General features: G+C 44.1%; 12 protein-coding genes. 4 read left to right on the top strand and 8 right to left on the bottom strand.

What is annotated here, in order from left to right; genetic code table 11:
• Positions 1-106: 106 nt before the first annotated feature.
• The 4 genes from PQ469_RS26665 (at position 107) to PQ469_RS26650 (ending at position 10,419) form a co-directional block, all read left to right on the top strand.
• A complete protein-coding gene (locus PQ469_RS26665; protein WP_274210397.1) occupies positions 107-2,284 on the top strand; it encodes a hypothetical protein in 2,178 nt (725 codons plus the stop codon).
• A gap of 574 nt (positions 2,285-2,858) precedes the next feature.
• On the top strand, positions 2,859-5,141 hold the full coding sequence (locus PQ469_RS26660) for a GH92 family glycosyl hydrolase (protein WP_274210396.1): 2,283 nt from the start codon (positions 2,859-2,861) through the stop codon (positions 5,139-5,141).
• A 596-nt stretch (positions 5,142-5,737) separates the two neighbouring features.
• Positions 5,738-9,013: a SusC/RagA family TonB-linked outer membrane protein gene (locus PQ469_RS26655; protein WP_090640394.1), complete on the top strand. Its 3,276-nt coding sequence runs from the start codon at positions 5,738-5,740 to the stop codon at positions 9,011-9,013.
• A 5-nt stretch (positions 9,014-9,018) separates the two neighbouring features.
• A complete protein-coding gene (locus PQ469_RS26650; RefSeq protein WP_274210395.1) occupies positions 9,019-10,419 on the top strand; it encodes a SusD/RagB family nutrient-binding outer membrane lipoprotein in 1,401 nt (466 codons plus the stop codon).
• 71 nt (positions 10,420-10,490) lie between these two features.
• On the opposite strand, the gene trpC is transcribed toward PQ469_RS26650, so the two are convergent.
• The 8 genes from trpC to PQ469_RS26610 all read right to left on the bottom strand — a co-directional run bounded on the left by trpC (position 10,491) and on the right by PQ469_RS26610 (position 19,434).
• Positions 10,491-11,273 carry an indole-3-glycerol phosphate synthase TrpC gene (gene trpC / locus PQ469_RS26645; RefSeq protein WP_274210394.1) on the bottom strand — a complete coding sequence of 261 codons (783 nt, stop codon included), beginning with the start codon at positions 11,271-11,273 and terminating at the stop codon, positions 10,491-10,493.
• Positions 11,274-11,497: 224 nt separating this feature from the next.
• A complete protein-coding gene (locus PQ469_RS26640) occupies positions 11,498-12,112 on the bottom strand; it encodes an anthranilate synthase component II (protein WP_090640406.1) in 615 nt (204 codons plus the stop codon).
• A gap of 74 nt (positions 12,113-12,186) precedes the next feature.
• Positions 12,187-13,596, bottom strand: a complete 1,410-nt coding sequence (locus PQ469_RS26635; protein ID WP_274210393.1) for an anthranilate synthase component I family protein — start codon at positions 13,594-13,596, stop codon at positions 12,187-12,189.
• 233 nt (positions 13,597-13,829) lie between these two features.
• Complete coding sequence (locus PQ469_RS26630; protein WP_090640414.1) at positions 13,830-14,258, bottom strand: cytochrome B; 429 nt, start codon at positions 14,256-14,258, stop codon at positions 13,830-13,832.
• A 70-nt stretch (positions 14,259-14,328) separates the two neighbouring features.
• Positions 14,329-15,117 (bottom strand): DoxX-related protein, encoded by a 789-nt coding sequence (locus PQ469_RS26625; RefSeq protein WP_274210392.1) that lies wholly within the window; start codon positions 15,115-15,117, stop codon positions 14,329-14,331.
• A gap of 233 nt (positions 15,118-15,350) precedes the next feature.
• Positions 15,351-15,974: a thiamine phosphate synthase gene (locus PQ469_RS26620; protein ID WP_274210391.1), complete on the bottom strand. Its 624-nt coding sequence runs from the start codon at positions 15,972-15,974 to the stop codon at positions 15,351-15,353.
• A gap of 150 nt (positions 15,975-16,124) precedes the next feature.
• Complete coding sequence (gene pafA / locus PQ469_RS26615) at positions 16,125-17,843, bottom strand: alkaline phosphatase PafA (protein ID WP_274210390.1); 1,719 nt, start codon at positions 17,841-17,843, stop codon at positions 16,125-16,127.
• Between the two features lie 499 nt (positions 17,844-18,342).
• Positions 18,343-19,434 (bottom strand): acyl-CoA dehydrogenase family protein, encoded by a 1,092-nt coding sequence (locus PQ469_RS26610; RefSeq protein WP_274210389.1) that lies wholly within the window; start codon positions 19,432-19,434, stop codon positions 18,343-18,345.
• Positions 19,435-19,505: the final 71 nt, after the last annotated feature.

Genomic DNA, 19,505 nt, shown 5'->3' with positions numbered 1-19,505 from the left:
TTAATGAAATTTAAACCGGGTTAACCCATTTATTAACCCTTGTTTTAATACCACTTATCCTATTATTGTATGGTATTAAGCGGCATCTACCGCCCTGCACCTATCTATGAAAAACATTTTTGTTTCCTGTTGTTTAACAATGCTGGCGTCTGCTGTTTTTGCGCAGCAGGCACCGGCACCGTTAAAAGAGAAGACTGCTTTCCAAACCGCCAGCCCCTGGATGCCCGAGATTGACGTACGCAGCGACATTGCCATTGTTTACGGTACCAACGACCACTCCGGCATGACCTTTGAACAGCGCGTACAAACCTGGCGCGATCATGGTTACCAAACCAACTTCATGACCGGCATAGCCTGGGGCGATTACAAAGATTACTTCCTGGGTAAATGGGACGGTAAAAACCACCTGGGTGTTGGGCAGGTTACCCAAAAGGGCGATACCATTTTTCATGGCAGGGATATGCCGTATGTAGTGCCCGATGCCTCGTTCATCGAGTACATGAAAACAGCGGTTATTAAAAGAGTAATTGATGTTGGCATCACCAATATATTTTTAGAAGAACCTGAATTTTGGGCACGTGCAGGCTATAGCGCGGGTTTTAAAGCCCAATGGCAAAGCTATTACGGTTTCCCCTGGAAGCCACAGGATGCATCGGCCGAGAATACTTACCTATCCAGCAAATTAAAGTATCACCTGTATTATGATGCTATTGAAAAAGTATCATCGTACGCCAAAGCCTATGGCAAAAGCAAGGGCTTAAATATAAAAGTGTTTATCGCCACGCATTCGCTGGTTAATTATTCGTCGTGGCAAATTGTTAGTCCCGAGGCCAGCTTGGCTTCGTTGCCCGGTATTGATGGTTACATAGCCCAGGTGTGGACAGGCACCTCGCGCGAGCCAACTTATTTTAACGGCCTGCAAAAAGAACGCGTATTTGAAAACGCCTACCTGGAATATGGGTCGATGGTATCTATGACCGCGCCAACGGGCCGCAAAATGTTTTTTTTAACCGACCCAATTGAAGACAGGCAGAAAGACTGGGGCGATTATAAGCGAAATTACCAGGCTACCTTTACGGCCAAGTTGTTGTACCCAACCGTATCTGATTACGAGGTGATGCCCTGGCCCGAGCGCATTTATACGCATCCCTACAAAGTTGCCAATAGTAACGAAAAAATCCTGATCCCTCAATACTACTCAACCCAAATGCAGGTGATGGTTAACGCCCTCAACAGCATGCCACCATCAACCAATAAGGTAACCGGTGTAAATGGCATTGGCGTGCTGATGAGTAATACACTGATGTTTCAACGCTTCCCTACACATAATGGGTTCGAGGATCCGCAGTTCTCAAACTTTTACGGCCAAACGTTGCCATTGCTAAAACATGGCGTGCCGGTACAAACCGTGCATATGGAAAACCTGGGCTACGCGGCATCGCTTAAAAATATCAAAGTACTGGTGATGAGCTATGCTAATATGAAGCCCGTATCGGCACAAATTCATCAGCAATTAGCAGCCTGGGTAAAGCAAGGCGGCGTGCTCATTTATTGCGGGCGCGATGATGATCCTTACCAATCTGTAATGGAATGGTGGGATACTAAGGGCAATAACTTTACAGCGCCGTCGCAGCACTTATTTAAACTACTTGGTGTAAACCCAACTGCCGACGGGCAAAAGTTTAAAGTTGGTAAAGGCGCGGTATATGTATTGAGGCAAAACCCTAAAGAATATGTGCTGCAGGCAGCTAACGATGGTAACTATATCGGCACCGTTAAACAAGCCTATGAAAAAGATGCCCATGCCGGCGCTTTAACCTTTAAAAATAGCCTGTACCTGGCCCGTGGGCCTTACGATATTGTAGCCGTAATGGATGAAAATGCCGACAGCAAACCTTATACCGTAAAAGGCCCGGTAATTGATCTGTTCGATCCGCAGTTGCCCATCCTGGCCGAAAAGGTAATCAATCCCGGCGAGCAGGCGTTGTTATACAATATTACACGGGTAGCCAATAAAAACATACCCCAGGTATTAGCTTCGGCTTCAAGGATCTATGACGAAAAAGTTGCAGCCGGCAGCTATTCTTTTATAGCCAAAAGCCCTGTAAAAACGCTTAACAGCGCGCGGGTTTTATTGCCGGGCCAGCCAAAGCAAATTGTTATAACCGATAGTAAAGGACAAAATATTACTGATGTTAAAACATCGTGGGATACCTCATCAAAAACCTTATACCTGGGCTTCGCCAATAGCCCCGATGGTATAAAGGTTGAGTTGAAATGGTGAAAAAATACTTTTTGAGAGAAAGTTGATTAATACTTCCGTGCGTGAATTTTCATGCGCGGGAGTTTTTTTACTTATGGCAGATTGCCATATTCGCACCGGGAAAGAAATTATTAGAAGCTGTCTAAAAACAATAGACGATTATTGAGTGGCACAAGGTCAGGTGAAACGCAGAGGCGGGGAGATGTGGTATGTCGCATGGCGGCTACGACTCACCCGGTCGAGGCTACGCCCGACCACCCTCTCTCCGGCTAAAGCCGCAAAGAGGGTTTTAGAAATTTATATTTTTTAATTTATTGATTATAAGGATACTGTAATGCTAAATCCACTTTCTGCCGCAGGTGAAGAGAGGGTGGCCCAGCGCAGCGTCGGCCGGGTGAGTCGTAGCCAGCGTTCAATCTTATGTTTATATATTCAAATAAGTGATGGTGGGTATAAGGCAATGACATTTTTATTTAATGATTTTTAGAAAGACTTTTAGAACAAATAACAAAACAAATACATCCGACGATATCAACAGCAGCTTTTATAATAGCCACCGTTGCTGTCATCACCCTTAAAAAACAAACTCCGATTAATGAAAAAACTACTTTTACTGGCACTGGCCTGTTTACCGGCAGCTGCAATTGCCCAGCAAAGCGCCAGGGTAACAGACCCTGTTGAATTGATTAACCCGCTGATGGGTACAGCATCCAAACCATCCTTGTCAAACGGAAATACATACCCGGCCATCGCCCTGCCATGGGGCATGAACTTCTGGACACCGCAAACCGGTAAAATGGGCGATGGGTGGCAGTACACCTATGATGCCGATAAAATTCTTGGCTTTAAGCAAACCCATCAACCATCACCATGGATGAACGATTATGGTATGTTTTCCATATTCCCGGAAACCGGCAAATTAAAACTGAACGAAAAGGAACGCGCAAGCTGGTTTTCGCACAAGGCCGAAATTGTTAAACCCTACTACTATAGCGTTTACCTGGCCGATTATGATGTAACCACCGAAATTACCCCAACCGAGCGTGCTGCAAGCTTCCGCTTTACCTTCCCCAAAAGCGATAGCTCGCATATTGTAATTGATGCTTTTGACAAAGGATCATACGTAAAGATTATTCCGGGTGAGCAAAAGATTGTAGGATACAGCACCAAAAACAGCGGCGCTGTTCCGGCAAACTTCAAAAACTACTTTGTTATTTATGTAGATAAACCTTTCGCGCTGGCATCGGCATGGCACGATTGGAAAAAAGACGACGGCCAGCTGGAATACACAGGCGATCACGCGGGTGCGGTTATCACCCTAAAAACCACCAACGGCGAGCAGGTGCATTTAAAAGTAGCTTCGTCATTTGTAAGTATTGAACAGGCCGAGCTTAATTTAAAGCGCGAACTGGCTGATGATAAATTTGAAGTTACCTGCCAGAAAGCCAAAGACACCTGGAACAAAACCTTGAGCAGGCTGAACGTAGAAGGCGGCACTGTAGAGCAAACCAAGACATTTTACAGCAGCTTGTACAGGATGCTTTTCTTCCCTAATAAAATGTATGAGATAGATGCCAAAGGCGAAAAAATTCACTACAGCCCTTTCAATGGTAAGGTGATGCCCGGTTATTTATTTGCCGGTACAGGCTTTTGGGATACATTCAGGGCCTTGTACCCGTTCCTGAACCTGGTTTATCCCTCTATCAATAAAGAGATGCAGGAAGGCCTGATAAATGATTATAAAGAAGGCGGCTGGTTGCCCGAATGGTCGAGCCCTGGTTATGCTGATTGTATGATAGGCAATAACTCGGCTTCGGTAGTTGCCGAAGCTTACCTGAAGGGTATGCGTGGTTACGATATTGAAACATTGTACCAGGCGCTTAAACACGGTGCTAACAACGAAGGGCCAAACGCAACCGGCCGCAGGGGAGTGCAATATTATAACACCCTTGGCTATGTGCCCTACAATGTTAAAATTAACGAGAATGCCGCACGTACCTTAGAGTATGCTTATGATGATTTTGCCATATATCAATTAGGGAAAGCTTTGGGCAAACCCAAATCAGAGATTGAAATTTATAAAAAACGCAGCCAGAATTACCGTAACATTTTTGATCCGCAAACCAAGCTGATGCGCGGTAAAAACCAGGACGGTACTTTTGAAACACCATTTAATCCGTTTAAATGGGGCGATGCCTTTACCGAAGGCAATAGCTGGCACTACAGCTGGGGTGTTTTTCATGACATACAGGGCCTGATAAACCTGATGGGCGGCAAACAGCAATTTGCAGCCAAACTGGATTCGGTATTCAGTATGCCGCCAACATTTGACGATAGCTACTATGGCGGCGTTATTCACGAAATCCGCGAGATGCAGATAGCCAACATGGGGCAGTACGCGCATGGCAACCAGCCCATACAGCACATGATTTACCTGTACAACCACGCCGGCCAGCCATGGAAAACCCAGTACTGGGCCCGCGAAACCATGAATAAACTGTACAAAGCTACCCCCGATGGTTATTGCGGCGATGAAGACAATGGGCAAACATCGGCCTGGTACATCTTCTCGGCCATGGGCTTTTACCCGGTAACGCCTGCCAGCGATCAGTACGTGTTAGGAGCGCCTTTATTTAAAAAGGTAACCATTAATTTAGAGAATGGTAAAACGGTTACCATTACCGCGCCCAACAACAGTGCCGCCAACAAATATGTAAACAGCCTGACTATTGATGGCAAGCCCTACACCAATAACTGGGTGAGCCACAAAGGCCTGTTAAACGGCGCCGAATTGAATTTTGATATGATTGCTACCCCCAATAAAGAACGTGGCACAAAAGACGCCGACGTACCTTTTTCGATGAGCAACGAAAAATAATTCCCAATATTGTATAGGTTTAAAAAGGGCTTGTGTTTTCACAAGCCCTTTTTAATTAATCATTTATTTTTCAGCGAGTTAATAAATTGTAACATTTTGTTTACTTTAAAGAAAATGATATTTAATATGAATTATTTGTAATAATAGATATTGGTTAATAACTCCATCTGCTAGGCTTTTTCTGGCTTTTTCTGGCTCCGCTGACATTGTTGCAAAACTATCTTTTGGTATTTTAAAATGTTTGTCTGTTAGTAGCACTTTGGTTGACTATGGTGTGCCTTGTCTTTTTTGCAGGCTGAGTCCTGTTTTTTAATGTATTTTGTGGAATAGGCAATAAAAGCAAACAGGGAAAATGCCTCGCGCATTTTCCCTGTTCTAATTAACTTTATTAACTGTCTTATTATTAACTAAATGATTTAGTAATAGCGTAAGAACATGCAAAGGAAATAAATGTTTATGAATTTTTTATGAAAAATATGTATTTTGCGCAATAATATTTATGTAAACGAAATGTTACAATTATTTATTTGATTTTTTATAAATCCCATATACATTTAACCTCTTAAAGTTTTTAACTATTAACTAACACATTATTCATGAAAAAAAGTCTACTTACGACTTTGTGCATCTTTTTACTTGCTGCAACACAGCTATATGCGCAAAACCATACCGTAACCGGAAAGGTTACGGCCAGGGAAGATGGCTTACCGGTGCCGGGGGTATCAGTAAGCATTAAGGGTACTACAACCGGTACCCAGACCGATGCAAACGGAAGATTCTCCTTATCCGTGCCCAACAATGCTTTATTGTCATTTAGTTTTCTTGGTTACATTACCCAAACCTTGCCTGCCGATGGACCAACAGTTAATGTTGTTTTAGTTGCCTCGAGCCAGCAACTTGGCGAGGTAGTGGTAACTGGAGCGCTGGGCTTAAACAGAACGCGTAACCAGCAAGCCTATGCTGCACAGAAAGTAACCGGCGACGAGGTTAGCAAACAACGTAGCGGTAACTTTGTAAGCGGTTTATCAGGTAAGGTAGCCGGGTTAGAAATCAGGCAGAACAACGCCCTCGGCGGTTCAACAAATGTTGTTTTACGTGGTACTAAATCAATCCTCGGCAACAACCAGGCCTTATTTGTTGTTGATGGCGTGCCTTACAACAACGGTGGTTCTGGCGGTGGCAACCAGGGTAACAGCAATTCGAGCTCAGTAGCTGCCGGTACAGGTGGTTATGATTATGGTTCGCCCGCTTCAGATATCAACCCGGATGATATTGAGTCAGTTACCGTTCTTAAAGGCGCTGCTGCTACTGCATTATACGGTTCTATCGGTGCCAACGGTGTAATTTTAATTACAACCAAAAAAGTTAATAAAGGACTTGGTATTACTTTTAACACAAGTTACGGTTACGGTGCTGTTGATAAATCAACCTTGCCAACATACCAAAAACAATATGGCGGTGGTTACGGAACCTATTATGAAGATCCAAGCGGTTATTTCCTTTATAGGGACATCAATGGCGACGGTGTTAAAGATTTGGTTGATCCTTTGACCGAAGACGCTTCATATGGCCATGCCTTCGATCCAAACCTGAAGGTTTATCAATGGGATGCGTTTAGCAAATACTCTCCTAATTTTGGTAAGGCTACGCCTTGGGTTGCTGCTGCTAATGATCCCAATACATTTTTCACTCACCCAATCAGTAATAACCAAAGTTTGTTCATTACTAATGGTGGCGATAATGGTACTTTTAAATTAGGTTATACCCGCAATAACCAAACCGGTTTTATGCCTAATAGTAACGAGTTGAAAAACAACCTTGACTTTGGCGGAACATATAACATCAACAGTAAACTAACTGCAGCTGCCAATATCAGCTACACTCGTACAGATGGTAAAGGACGTTACGGAAGCGGTTATCAATCAGATAACATCCTGAACTCTTTCAGGCAATGGTATCAGGTAAATAACGACATCAAAGAACTTAAAGATCAATACTTTGCTTCCGGTGGTCAAAATATTACCTGGAACTGGGCAAGCCCAACCAATCTGGTTCCAATTTATTGGGATAATCCTTACTTCATCCGGTATCAAAACTTTGAAACAGATACCCGCAACCGTTACTTCGGTAACGTTAGCTTAAATTATAAAGCTACAAATTGGCTAAATTTATTAGGCCGTGTAACTGTTGATAACTGGAGCCAGATTCAGGAAGAACGCAGGCAAGTTGGTTCTGTTGGTTTATCATCATACACCAGGAGAAACCTGAGCTTTAATGAAACCAACTTTGATTTCCTTGCTACAACTGACAATAATATAACTCAGGATCTTAATTTTAAAGGTCTGTTAGGGGTTAACGTACGTAAAAATCTTTACCAGTCAATTGCGGCAACCACAAACGGGGGCTTAATTGTACCAAGTATTTATAGCTTATCAAATTCTAAGAATACGCCAAACGCTCCAACTGAAACGTATGTCCCATTTGAAACAGATGGTATTTTTGCCGGTGCTACGTTCACCTGGAAAAAAATGGTGGTTTTAGATGGTACTTTAAGGCGTGATGCTTCTTCGGCTTTGCCTTCATATAGCAATAAATATTACTATCCGTCAGTTAATTTAGGTTTTACTTTCTCTGAATTGCTTAAACAATATTCATGGCTATCGTATGGAAAAGTAAGAATCAATTATGCTGAAGTTGGTAATAGCGGCACGCCACAAAGCACAAGTAATTACTATTCGCTTACTACAGCATTTGGCTCAAGCCCTCAGGCATTTATCGGTACAACTCAAAACAATGCAAAATTAAAGCCCGAACGCACAAAAGCCTCTGAGGGTGGTTTGGAAATGGCATTTTTCAACAACCGTTTAGGTTTTGATTTCACTTATTACAACAACAAAACCGTTGATCAGCTGATTCCGGTGACATTATCTACAGCTACCGGCTATAATGCTGCTTATATTAACTCCGGTACTATTCAAAATAAAGGTATCGAAGTTGCATTAAATGGTACACCGGTACAAACAAAAGACTTTACGTGGAAAGTGAATGTTAACTTTACCCGTAACAGAAACAAAGTATTAAAACTTTATACTGATGGCTCTGGTCAACAGGCTACCAATCTTCAGCTTGGTTCGTTCCAGGGCGGGGTTTCGCTTAATGCAAGCCTGGATCGTCCTTATGGCGATATTCGCGGTAATGGTTATGTTGATAAAGATGGAAATGCACTTGCTACTAAAAACGGGCAGCAAGTTGTTGGAGACGACGGGTATTATGTGCTTTCTTCAAGCAATAACGTAGTGTTGGGTAACGTTAACCCAAACTGGACGGGCGGCATCAATAGTTCGTTTAGGTATAAATCATTTACTTTAAGCTTCCTGGTTGACGTTAAAAAAGGTGGTAGCGTATTCTCGTTAGATACTTATTATGGTATGGATACAGGTTTGTATCCTGAAACTGTAGGTAACAACGATTTAGGTAAGCCATCAAGAAATGCATTGTCAGATGGTGGCGGTGTGATTTTACCTGGTGTTACCTCTACAGGAGCTCAAAATACCGTTAGAGCAGATAACACAGGTTCTGGTTTATATGGCTATGAGCATAATCCTGCAGCTGGTTTCGTTTATGACGCGGGTTATGTGAAATTACGTGAGGCGGCGATTGCATACTCTTTGCCTCAATCTGTTCTTTCACGGCTTGGCAGTGTTAAAGGCATCGACGTTGGTTTAAGTGGTCGTAACTTATGGATCATCCATAAAAATACCCCTTATACCGATCCTGAAGAAGGTTTAAGCTCAGGTAACCTGCAAGGTTATCAAAGTGGTGCTTTCCCAACCGCCAGAATGTTTAACCTTAACTTAAAAGTAAGATTCTAACGATTATGAAAAAATATTTTATCGCGGCATTGCTTCCGATCCTTTCGCTTGGAGCATGCCATAAAGACCTGGCTTCGTTAAATTCGAATCCAAAGCTTTTCCCAACGGTTCCGGCCGCCTCATTATTTACACAGGCTGAGCGGGTTTTAACCAATACTGTTACCACGTCAAGCGTAAACACTAATATTTATAGGTTAATTGAACAGCAATGGCAAGAAACCACGTACACTGATGAAAGTAATTACCTCATCAATGCCCGTAATATAAATGGTGCGGAATGGAACGCCCTTTATCGTGATGTATTAAATAACTTGCGCTTGGCTAAAACCATTGTACCTACTGACGCTTCTATCGCCAGCGCTGATATTCAGAAAAACGATATAGCAATACTGGATATCCTGCAGGTTTATTCTTTTTATTACCTGGTAACAACTTTTGGTAATGTTCCTTATACACAGGCATTTGATGCTAATAATAACTTTCCTAAGTACGATGACGCAGCTACTATTTACAAAGATCTGCTAACCCGTTTAAATGCAGACATAGCCGCGTTAAATACAAACGCAGGAAGTTTTGGAAGTGCTGATGTAATTTACGGAGGCAATACAACAAAGTGGAAAAAGTTTGCCAATTCATTTAAATTAAAAATGGCTTTGACCATAGCCGACTCTGATCCAACTACTGCGGCTGCAGCGGCGGCATCTGCGGTTTCTGGCGGTGTGTTTACCTCTAATGCGGATAACGCAACCTTTGCTTATTTAGGAGCTACTCCAAATACAAACCCGGTTTATGTTGATATCGTTCAAAGTGGCAGATTTGACTATGTAGCCTGTAATACACTTGTTAGTTACTTAAACGGTCATGCAGACGCCCGCGTGGGCAAGTATTTTACTGCCTTAGCTGATGGTACATATAAAGGCAGCGCCCCTGGTGCTAAATCAAACTATGACAGTTTCTCGCACGTTAGTCCTACGTTAACTGCGCCAACTTTTCCTGGTTTATTACTTGATTTTGCTGAAGTATCGTTTTATCAGGCAGAAGCTGTTGCGAAAGGGTATATTACCGGCACTGCTGCACTCTACTATGCTGCCGGTGTTCAGGCATCGTATTCATATTGGGGTGCAGGTGATGCAACCGCCTATTTGTTGGTTAATCCCTATACCCCAACTAATCTTGCTTACCAAAAATGGATTGCAGATTATAACAGGGGCTGGGATGCATGGATAGAAACCCGCAGGCTGGATGTACCCGCATTGGTTGCGCCATCAACGGCTTCAAGTGCATTCCCGGTACGTTTCCCTTACCCAATTGCAGAGAGCAATGTAAACGGGGCTAACTATAAAGCCGCTTCAGCTGCCATTGGCGGCGACTTGGTAACCACCAAATTGTTTTTCGACAAGCACTAATTTATAGTGACGCTAATAAAAAAGCGGGGCTGCCAATTGGCGGTCCCGCTTTTTTATTAAGGTTTTCCCCTTTAAAGCTGCGCTACAAAACCCCTCATCGCCAGCCCCGGATCGGGCTGTTTCATAAAGGTTTCGCCAATTAAAAAGCCGTTAAAGCCGGCCAGCTTCAGGTGCCTGATGGTTTCCGGATCGCTTATGGCGCTTTCAGATATCTTCATGAATTCGGCAGGGATATGTTTGGCCAGCTGGTAGGATGTTTCTACAGATACCGTAAAATCGGCCAGGTTGCGGTTATTTACGCCAATTGCATCCAGTTTTGGGTGAATGCTGCGCTCCAACTCTTCCAGGTTATGTACTTCAAGCAGCACATTAAGGTTTAAACTTTTGGCAAGCGTGGCAAGCTTATCAATTTCTGCCGGGGTTAAAATAGCCGCTATTAGCAGGATAATATCGGCACCCAATGCTTTGGCTTCAATTACCTGGTATTCGTCTATCATAAAATCCTTGCGCAAAACAGGGATGTTGTTTACAGAACGCGCCCGTTTTAAATCGGCTTTGCGGCCCATAAAAAAATCGCGGTCGGTTAATACGGATAGCGCGGATGCCCCTGCAGCCGCGTAATCGGTTGTCACCTTGCTAACCCTTACCTTATCGTTAATAATGCCTTTTGAGGGTGATTTACGCTTAAATTCGGCAATTATACCGGTACGGGCAGGATCAAGCAGAAAATCCTTAAATGAATACGTTTCCCTGTGGAAATATTCAGATTCTTCCAGCTCAACGTATGAGATACGCCTTTTTGCGTATGCTACTTCCCTTTTTTTGTTGGCAACTATTTTATCAAGTATCGTCATAAAGCCTTAGCCCCCTAACCCCCTGAAGGGGGAATTTTTTGATTGAAAACTCTAACACTTACTGTCATCCTGAGGAACGAAGGATCTATCAGCTATGCATGACGACAGAAAAGTTCGTGAATAGATCCTTCGTGCCTCAGGATGACAGCCTTTTATTTTTGGATGTCATTCCCCCTTCAGAATCCGCAGATTTTACTACTCTGGATTGACAAATTTAATTATAATTATTTCAGCCAGTTACCCATCATTTCTTTACCATACTCAGTCAATATCGATTCCGGGTGAAACTGCACACCACGCACATCATATTCGCGGTGAGACAGGGCCATGATGGAATTATCCTCCTCGTCGATAGCCGTTACTTTCAATACCTCGGGTAAATCATTTGCGCTTACAACCCACGAATGGTAACGCCCAACTTTAAAGCTATCGGGCAAATCGCGGAACAATTGCTCGTCGGTATCGGTCACTTTTATGGGGGTAGCAATCCCGTGCATAGGCTGGCTCAGGTTATAAAGGCTGCCGCCAAATACTTCGGCAATGGCCTGCTGCCCCAGGCAAACGCCAAATATGCTTTTGGTTGGCGCATATTTTTTGATCACATCCAGCAACAAACCTGCTTCAGACGGTATGCCAGGCCCCGGGGATAGGATGATCTTATCATATGCATCCACATCTTCCAAAGCAAATTTATCATTCCTCCAAACATCGCATTGCAGGCCAAGCTCATTAACCAAATGCACCAGGTTATAGGTGAAGGAATCGTAATTGTCTATTATCAGGATATTGCCGCCGGGGCCCCCCGGCCCCCTGAAGGGGGAGTTTGTATGTTCGTTCATTTGTTATGTCGTAAAAAAATCTATCAATTATTTAATTTACCCACTATTGTTCCCCCTTCAGGGGGTTAGGGGGCCTACAATTCTTCCGCCAATTCCACTGCACGTCTTAACGCCGCAATTTTATTATCCACTTCTTTCAGTTCGCTTTCGGCAACAGAGCCCGCTACAATGCCGGCCCCGGCCTGGTAGTGCAGGGTGTTGTTTTTGCTCAGGAACGAGCGGATCATGATGGCGTGGTTAAATTCGCCGTTAAAACCCATGAAACCTATGGCGCCGCTATAAAAGCTGCGTTTGGCTTTTTCATTTTCGTCAATAATTTCCATCGCCCTGTATTTTGGCGCACCGCTCAGGGTACCCGCTGGGTAAGTATCTGCAACTATTTTGAAGGATGACACGCCGGGCAATAACTTACCGCTTACGTGCGATACCAGGTGGATAAGGTGCGAATAGTATTGTACTTCTTTAAATGCTTTAACCTGTACCTGCTCGCAATGACGACTCAGGTCGTTACGGGCCAGGTCAACAAGCATTACGTGTTCGGCCGATTCTTTGGGATCATTTTCCAGGTTGCGGGCTATCTCGGCATCTTTCACGTCATCTCCGCTGCGTTTAAAGGTGCCGGCGATAGGGAAGATGCTGGCCACGTTATTTTTGATGGTGATTTGCGCTTCGGGCGATGAGCCGAAGATGCGGAAATCGCCATAATCAAAATAGAATAAATAGGGTGATGGGTTGATGGAGCGCAATGCCCGGTACACGTTAAACTCATCGCCCTGGAAGGTACGGGAGAATGCCCTTGATGGCACTATCTGGAAAACATCGCCCCGGTAAATATGCTGCTTCATTTTTTCAACAATGGCGATAAACTCCTCGTTGGTAAGGTTTGATTTTTCTACATCGCTGCTTTTAAAGCTGTACTCGGGGAAGTTTTTGTTTTTGATGAGGTATTCCAGTTTTTCGATACCGCCGTTGGTTGGGCCGCCTTCGGCCTGGTTGTGGAAAATGTAAAGCTCGTTTTTAAAGTGATCTACAGCGATGATATAACGGTAAATGTGGTATTGCATTACCGGGATTTGCCGGGGATTATCGTCGGTTTGTTTTAGTTTGATAGTTTCAAAATGTTCAACCGCCTCATGAGTAAAATAGCCAAACAAACCGTTTGATATGATTTTCAACGGGTTGGCGTCGGTTTCAAAACTGCCCACAAATTGGTTAAGCTGGTCAATCAGTTCAAAGCTGCCGGCTTCAAGGCTTTCATGACTGCCATCGGGATAGTGCTTTTTTAGTATGCCGTTGTTGAGTACAAAGCCGGCAATAGGTTCACAGCAAATGTAGCTTAAGCTATTTTCGCGGCTGTGATAGTCCGAACTTTCCAGCAGCAGCGAGTTGGGGAATACATCGCGCAGGCGCAGGTAAATGCTCACCGGCGTGGTGGTATCGGCCAGTAGTTTTTTATAGGTGGTTGTTATTTTAAAAGTGCTCATGTTATGTTTTCAAAAATATATAAATAAAAAAACCCGGCGAATTGGGGTCGCCGGGTTTTCCACTTAGGTTTACAATTGATTAGATCATCGCTGACTAAAAACGTATCCGGCTGCCAAATTTAATTGGTGCCACCAGCTATTTTTATTTGTGTTTTTAATCATCGTGGCCACAAATTTATAAAGAAAAATGAATTATCAAATTTTTTTGAAAGTTTATTTGTTGCTAAATCCTATTAGCTACGTGGGATAAGTATAATACCGGCTAAAATTATCACTAAACCTATCAAATAGAAGGTAACAATGGCTTTATGCCTGGCTTCGCCGGTAGCTGCTTTTTTTGATTTGCTATGCCCAATGGTAATTAAAGCCAGGGCAATCAGCATGATAACCCAATGCTCTACAGTAAAATACCGGGTCACTTTATTTTTCATGGTTTCGCTGTTAAACTGTACCAGCGGGCTTACAAAATAAAGTATTATGCCAATAAGCAACTGCGTATGTGCCGATATCATGGCAAACAAATTGAGTTTGCGGTTGCCGTTGGTATAAGGCTTTTTTCCTATCAGGCCAATAAGCGCACCTATAATGGCCGCCAAAATTAAGGCCAGTACTATATACCTGAAACCCGAATGGAGATGTTGTAAAAAGCTATAAGCTGTCATGAGTTTAAAATTTGGCGTGAATATACAACAAAACCATTTTAGCTAAAACCCATGCAGATGATTTGACTAATTATTGACTGGCCGGCGTTTGCGTTGGTTTATAAGTGCCGGCTATTAAAAATGCTATGCCGCTAAAAGCCAAAGCCTCAAAGACGCTTGTCCATTCATTAGCCCTATCCACTATGGAGGTATCGAGCCCGCGTGGGATGTGCACCATGATAAGCCATAAAAACAGCATTAAGCCTAACAAAGAGGCCGCAAGTTTTACTTTAAATTTAAGCATAATGGCTGCGCCGGCAGCAATAAGCGCTATACCCGCGAAATACACCCAGAATAAATGAAATGGAATCCACGATGGTACCAGCAGCGCTACAAATTTTGGATATATAAAATGCTCGATGCCAAAAACAATCATGGTTGTAGCAAAAAAGTATGGGCCGGCGGGCCGTAACTTTTCTGTAACCGCATCAATGCCGCTTACTGTATCGGCAGGGAAGGAGGTAGCCACTATAAAGGCCCCGCCACACAAGGCCAGTAGTTTAAAGGCATCGTTCCATCCTGCCAAAAAAAACGGGTTCATTTTAATATTGTATGGTATGTGTGAGAGGATAATCATCAATAGCATGAATGCCCCCAGGTAATCGGCAACTATATGCGAGTTGATACCCGAAATAATAGCGGCCGATATCAGTATCATCAAAATGCCTGCTACACACATGCAAAAAGTGCTTTGCCCTATAAACGCCGGCTCGGGAGGCATAATAACCGGCCTGAAACCAGAGCAGATAAATTGTTGAACCGCGATTGAAACTAACGCAATAGCAAAAAACAACCGCCACAGTCTATTATAGGTTTCCATAAAGAAATATAGGTTATATATTGGATTTCACATGCAATTTACAAAATCAATAACTCATTTTGTTCAATGAACTAAAATATTCTTTGTTATAGTTAAATGTGCATCGTCGAAACAAAAACCTGCCTTTTTTGACCGGATATTTTGCTGCTGTTTTTGGCATGCAGGCAACAGTGCCTTTGTTATTAAGCCATATTAATATTAAAAATGAAGCTCACTTCAGGGCAATAGTGAGTTTAGTACATTTTGCGGTAAAACTCCTTAACCATTCCGGCCGGATCAATAGAACGGTTAATGGCCGAGGATATCGCTATGCCATAAATACCTGTTTTAAGTAATAATTCAACATCCTGTAATTGGATTCCACCGGTTGCAATAACCGGAATTTCGATGGGGGCTTTTTCCAATTGACGGTAGCCATCGTAACCCAGCAAGGGGAAATTATTCGGCCTGGTTTCAGTATGGGCAAACGGCCCCAATACACAGTAATCAACCACGCCTGAATGCTGGGTTTTTAGCAGGCCGGCCAGGTTAGTAGCCGATGCTCCTAAGGTTTTATCTTCGCCAATTGCTTCGCGGATAGTGCTAAAATCGGCAGGCTGGTCTTCAATGTGCACACCCTGGGCATCAACTTTATCAAGCAGGTGGTAATGATTGGTAATAATAAGGGTAGCTCCCCAGTCATCACAAATAGCTGCTATCTGGTCAATTTCGGCAACCAGTTCGTTGTCTGATTTAGTCATACATCGATATTGTATCCAGTTGGCGCCTGCACTACAGGCAATTTCAACCTGTTGTGTATGGCTGCGCTGCGGCATGTCCTGTGTGATGTAATGAAACCTGGATATGTATTTTTTCATTTCGGTGGTGTATTGCCTGGTTCGAGGTTCGGGGTTTGGGGTTCGTGGTTCGTGGTTCGTGTTGCGAGGGGCGGGTTGCCGGTAAAATGTCGAACCCCAGCCTCGAGCCCCGCAACCCCTACCCTCGAACCCCGCAACCCGAACCCCGGATTACCTGATTACCTCGCTAATGGTTTTGCCAATGCAGCCATCGGGGGCTTGTATGTGTAATAGTGATGCCACGGTAGGGGCAATATCCGTCATGTGGGTTTGGCGTGTGGTATTGCCATGGTTAATGCCCCAGCCCATAAACACAAGCGGTATGTGGGTGTCATATGGCGCCCAGGTGCCGTGGGTTGTTCCGGTTGCTCCGTGCCCCGAGTAATAGCCTGGTTTTAATACGATTTGTATCACGCCACTATGTTCGGTATTGTAGCCGTTTATAATACGGCTGCGCAGATCAACCGGGATAGTCGCGGCGTTTGCGTTTTGCATATCAACGGCAAATTGTACAGCCGGTTGTTTTTGCAGATAGTTTATACAGTCAAGTTTTATGGCCTCTTCGCTGATGCCTGCTTTTTTGATGGCGGCATTGTTAAGGTTAACCTGGTAATTATCCATGCTGATAACCAGGTTTTGAACCTTGTACTTGTCGTTCAGCATGGTGTTCATTTCTTTCTGCGCAGCGGCATCGTCCCAGGTTCCGGCAGGTACGTTGTGATCTTTCAGGAAGTTGGCGTTATGCGCAGCGCCATGGTCGGCGGTTAAAAATACCGAGTAGCTGCCTTTGCCCAGGGTGCCATCTAAATAAGTAAAAAAGGCGGCCAGGTCATGATCAAGCCTTAGGTAAGTGTCCTCTATCTCTACAGAGTTGGGGCCAAACTGGTGCCCTATGTAATCTGTAGATGACAGGCTTACGGCCAAAAAGTCGGTAACTGTATTGCTGCCTAATTGTTCATTTGCTATAGCCGCTTTAGCCATATCAAGCGTCATCGAATTGCCGTAAGGTGTAGACCGGATCATGCCTAAGTGGCCATTATACAATGCCGATGTATTAACCGGCATGGTTGGTGCACTGGTACCGGCAAATTTGCCCTCGTATTTACCACTGTTATCAGGGGCGCTTTGCAGGTAAGTGGCTATAGGGTAAAGGGTATTCCAATCCTGTTTAAGGTATTTTTCGGCAATTTTTTGGCTGTTAAAGTTTTTAACCCAGGCAGGCAAATCGGTCATGTAGTAAGTGCTGCTTATCCAATTGCCGCTGGCGTCATCAAACCAATAAGCGGCATTGGCGGTATGCCCGGCAGGCAGAATGCCACCGCGGTCTTTTAACGCGATGCCAATAACTTTTGAGCGGAAATTGGTTGCCAATCTAAGCTCGTCAGTAACGGTAGTTACCAGCAAATTGCGTGGCGACATTTGGCCGGCCTTTGAGGTGCTGCCAACGGCGGTTACCGTGCTATCATCTGTGCAATACATCGATTTTCCGGTGGCTTGTACAATAAAATCATTGCCCGCAATACCATGAATGGCCGGCACCGATCCGGTGTAGATGCAGGTATGGCCTGCGGCAGTTACTGTAGGGATGTAATCAATATTGGTATTCTCGCAGGTAAAGCCCTCGCCAAGCATTCGTTTAAAACCGCCATCTTCGTAACGATCAAAATAGCGGTACAGGTAATCCCACCGCATTTGATCAACCACCAAGCCAATAACCAGTTTGGGGCGGGGCAGGCCGGTAGGCATGGGCATAGCGCGTTCGCGGTGGTAGGTAATTTCGCTATCGCTGTTCCTCCTGGTGGTATGTTTGTGTTTTTTTTTATGAGATTGTGCCGATGCCGAAAGAGAGGCAGTGGCTAAAATTAAAAGCAACAGATATTTAAGCTTCATTTTTTTGTTTTTGGATCGCCAAATATCAACAATGAAATTAAAAAGCCATATGAAGTTTATGTTAAGTATGGGTTTTGTTACAAATAAGAATCAAGAATTAAGAGTCAAGAATCAAGACAGAGAATTTGCGTTGAATAGTTAAGGGCCGTAAGTTGTTATTTAATAAGAACTAACGGATAGCTTATAGCGTTGCGAAGTTATAGGCATCAAACATAACTTATTTTATTTGCAGATACGGGAGCCAGGGGAGACTTGTGTTGGTCGGCAAGAGGTACAAATATTTGGATTCGCCCAAATTGTGCGGTCAGTTTTAGTGTTAACCATGTTAAAACATCAAAATATTGATAATGAGGTATTTACAAATATTTTATCTGAAATATGTTAAGTTATGTTAACCCAATTTAGCTGCGACCTGTTATTTAATTTCACATATGTTTTTGTCGGATAGAAAATATATGAGTTAGCTTTAAGCTTTGGGCATTCTGCTTTCAGCTTCTGTTTACCCGCCGATGCTATTTAACAAACTATGCTGGCTTGCGGTATGCAAATCGCGCCACGTTTGGCTTATTTCGGTATCGGGATTGGCAGCCTGCAGGCCGCAGTAGGGGTACAGTTTATCGACACTCTCGCGCGCCGTTTTGGCCAGCTTGCGGCTGGTAGTGCTTACCTCATTCAAATACCCGGCGGGGCCTGTTAAGCCACTTTGCCAGGAAGCATCAACGGCCTGGTAAAATTCGGCCCGGGTTTTATTAAGGTTGGTAGTTAATTCATCCAGCAGTTGTTTTGTTGTATCGCGGTGAGTATCGCGTTGCCGTTTGCCTAACTGTTTTTCATCAAACAATGGCCCGCACAGGTCGAGAAAGTGTACAGCCATGCCCGATATATTTGCTGCCAGGGTAGCCTCGGCCAATTGTAAAAAGGGGTATTTGTACAAGGGGGCGTTAACTACAGCATATTCCGGGTCGATCTTAAAACACCTGTCGGCTTTAACAAACAGGTTGCTTACCTGGTAGGCATCGCTGCCGGTGGCCATCATGCCGATGTATTTCCAGGCGGGGAAAACCTCCACGTCTTTCTTGTCGAAAATAAAAGGTAGTACCAGTTCGTTCCCGTCGGCATCTAAAACAGATCCGTCGCCATTTTTGATGATACAGTTGGCGGTTATATGGGTGGCATGGTGCGCGCCGCTGGCATATTTCCAGGTGCCGTTAATGATGTAGCCGCCATTGGTAATGGTAGCCGTACCTGTTGAAGCTCCGCTTCCTGCCAGGCATAATGCAGGGTTGTTAAATAATTCCGGGGCGATATCCGCCGATAAAAAACCGCCAAACCAGCCCGCACCACTGCAAAGGGTAACCACCCAGCCCAAACTGCCGTTGGCCCAGGCCAGGCTTTCTTCCAACCGCACCATTTCCGGCAAAGGCAGTTGCAGGCCCGAATAGGCTTTCGGAACCAGGAATCTAAACCAGCCCTGCTCGTAAACCAGTTTCAATTGATCAGGGTGCAGCATGGCCAGTTTTTCGGCCTCCGCGGCAGTATCCCGGATTGTTTTTATCCATTCGGGTTTTAGTAAGTATGATGGATGGGGCATAGATGTGCAGATTTCAAATTTCAGATGTGCAGATGATAGATTTTCGGCCTTGATACAATAGGTTGATATGA

Origin of the sequence: Mucilaginibacter sp. KACC 22773 (genome assembly GCF_028736215.1) — a bacterium.
In the GTDB taxonomy this organism is placed as follows: domain Bacteria; phylum Bacteroidota; class Bacteroidia; order Sphingobacteriales; family Sphingobacteriaceae; genus Mucilaginibacter.
This window is presented reverse-complemented; position numbering and strand designations above follow the sequence as displayed.

What these genes read in the sequence shown, in the direction of transcription:
- PQ469_RS26665 (WP_274210397.1), top strand. Translation starts at nt 107, where the DNA reads ATGAAAAACATTTTTGTTTCCTGTTGTTTAACAATGCTGGCGTCTGCT.
- PQ469_RS26660 (WP_274210396.1), top strand. Translation starts at nt 2,859, where the DNA reads ATGAAAAAACTACTTTTACTGGCACTGGCCTGTTTACCGGCAGCTGCA.
- PQ469_RS26655 (WP_090640394.1), top strand. Translation starts at nt 5,738, where the DNA reads ATGAAAAAAAGTCTACTTACGACTTTGTGCATCTTTTTACTTGCTGCA.
- PQ469_RS26650 (WP_274210395.1), top strand. Translation starts at nt 9,019, where the DNA reads ATGAAAAAATATTTTATCGCGGCATTGCTTCCGATCCTTTCGCTTGGA.
- trpC (WP_274210394.1), bottom strand. Translation starts at nt 11,273, where the DNA reads ATGACGATACTTGATAAAATAGTTGCCAACAAAAAAAGGGAAGTAGCA.
- PQ469_RS26640 (WP_090640406.1), bottom strand. Translation starts at nt 12,112, where the DNA reads ATGAACGAACATACAAACTCCCCCTTCAGGGGGCCGGGGGGCCCCGGC.
- PQ469_RS26635 (WP_274210393.1), bottom strand. Translation starts at nt 13,596, where the DNA reads ATGAGCACTTTTAAAATAACAACCACCTATAAAAAACTACTGGCCGAT.
- PQ469_RS26630 (WP_090640414.1), bottom strand. Translation starts at nt 14,258, where the DNA reads ATGACAGCTTATAGCTTTTTACAACATCTCCATTCGGGTTTCAGGTAT.
- PQ469_RS26625 (WP_274210392.1), bottom strand. Translation starts at nt 15,117, where the DNA reads ATGGAAACCTATAATAGACTGTGGCGGTTGTTTTTTGCTATTGCGTTA.
- PQ469_RS26620 (WP_274210391.1), bottom strand. Translation starts at nt 15,974, where the DNA reads ATGAAAAAATACATATCCAGGTTTCATTACATCACACAGGACATGCCG.
- pafA (WP_274210390.1), bottom strand. Translation starts at nt 17,843, where the DNA reads ATGAAGCTTAAATATCTGTTGCTTTTAATTTTAGCCACTGCCTCTCTT.
- PQ469_RS26610 (WP_274210389.1), bottom strand. Translation starts at nt 19,434, where the DNA reads ATGCCCCATCCATCATACTTACTAAAACCCGAATGGATAAAAACAATC.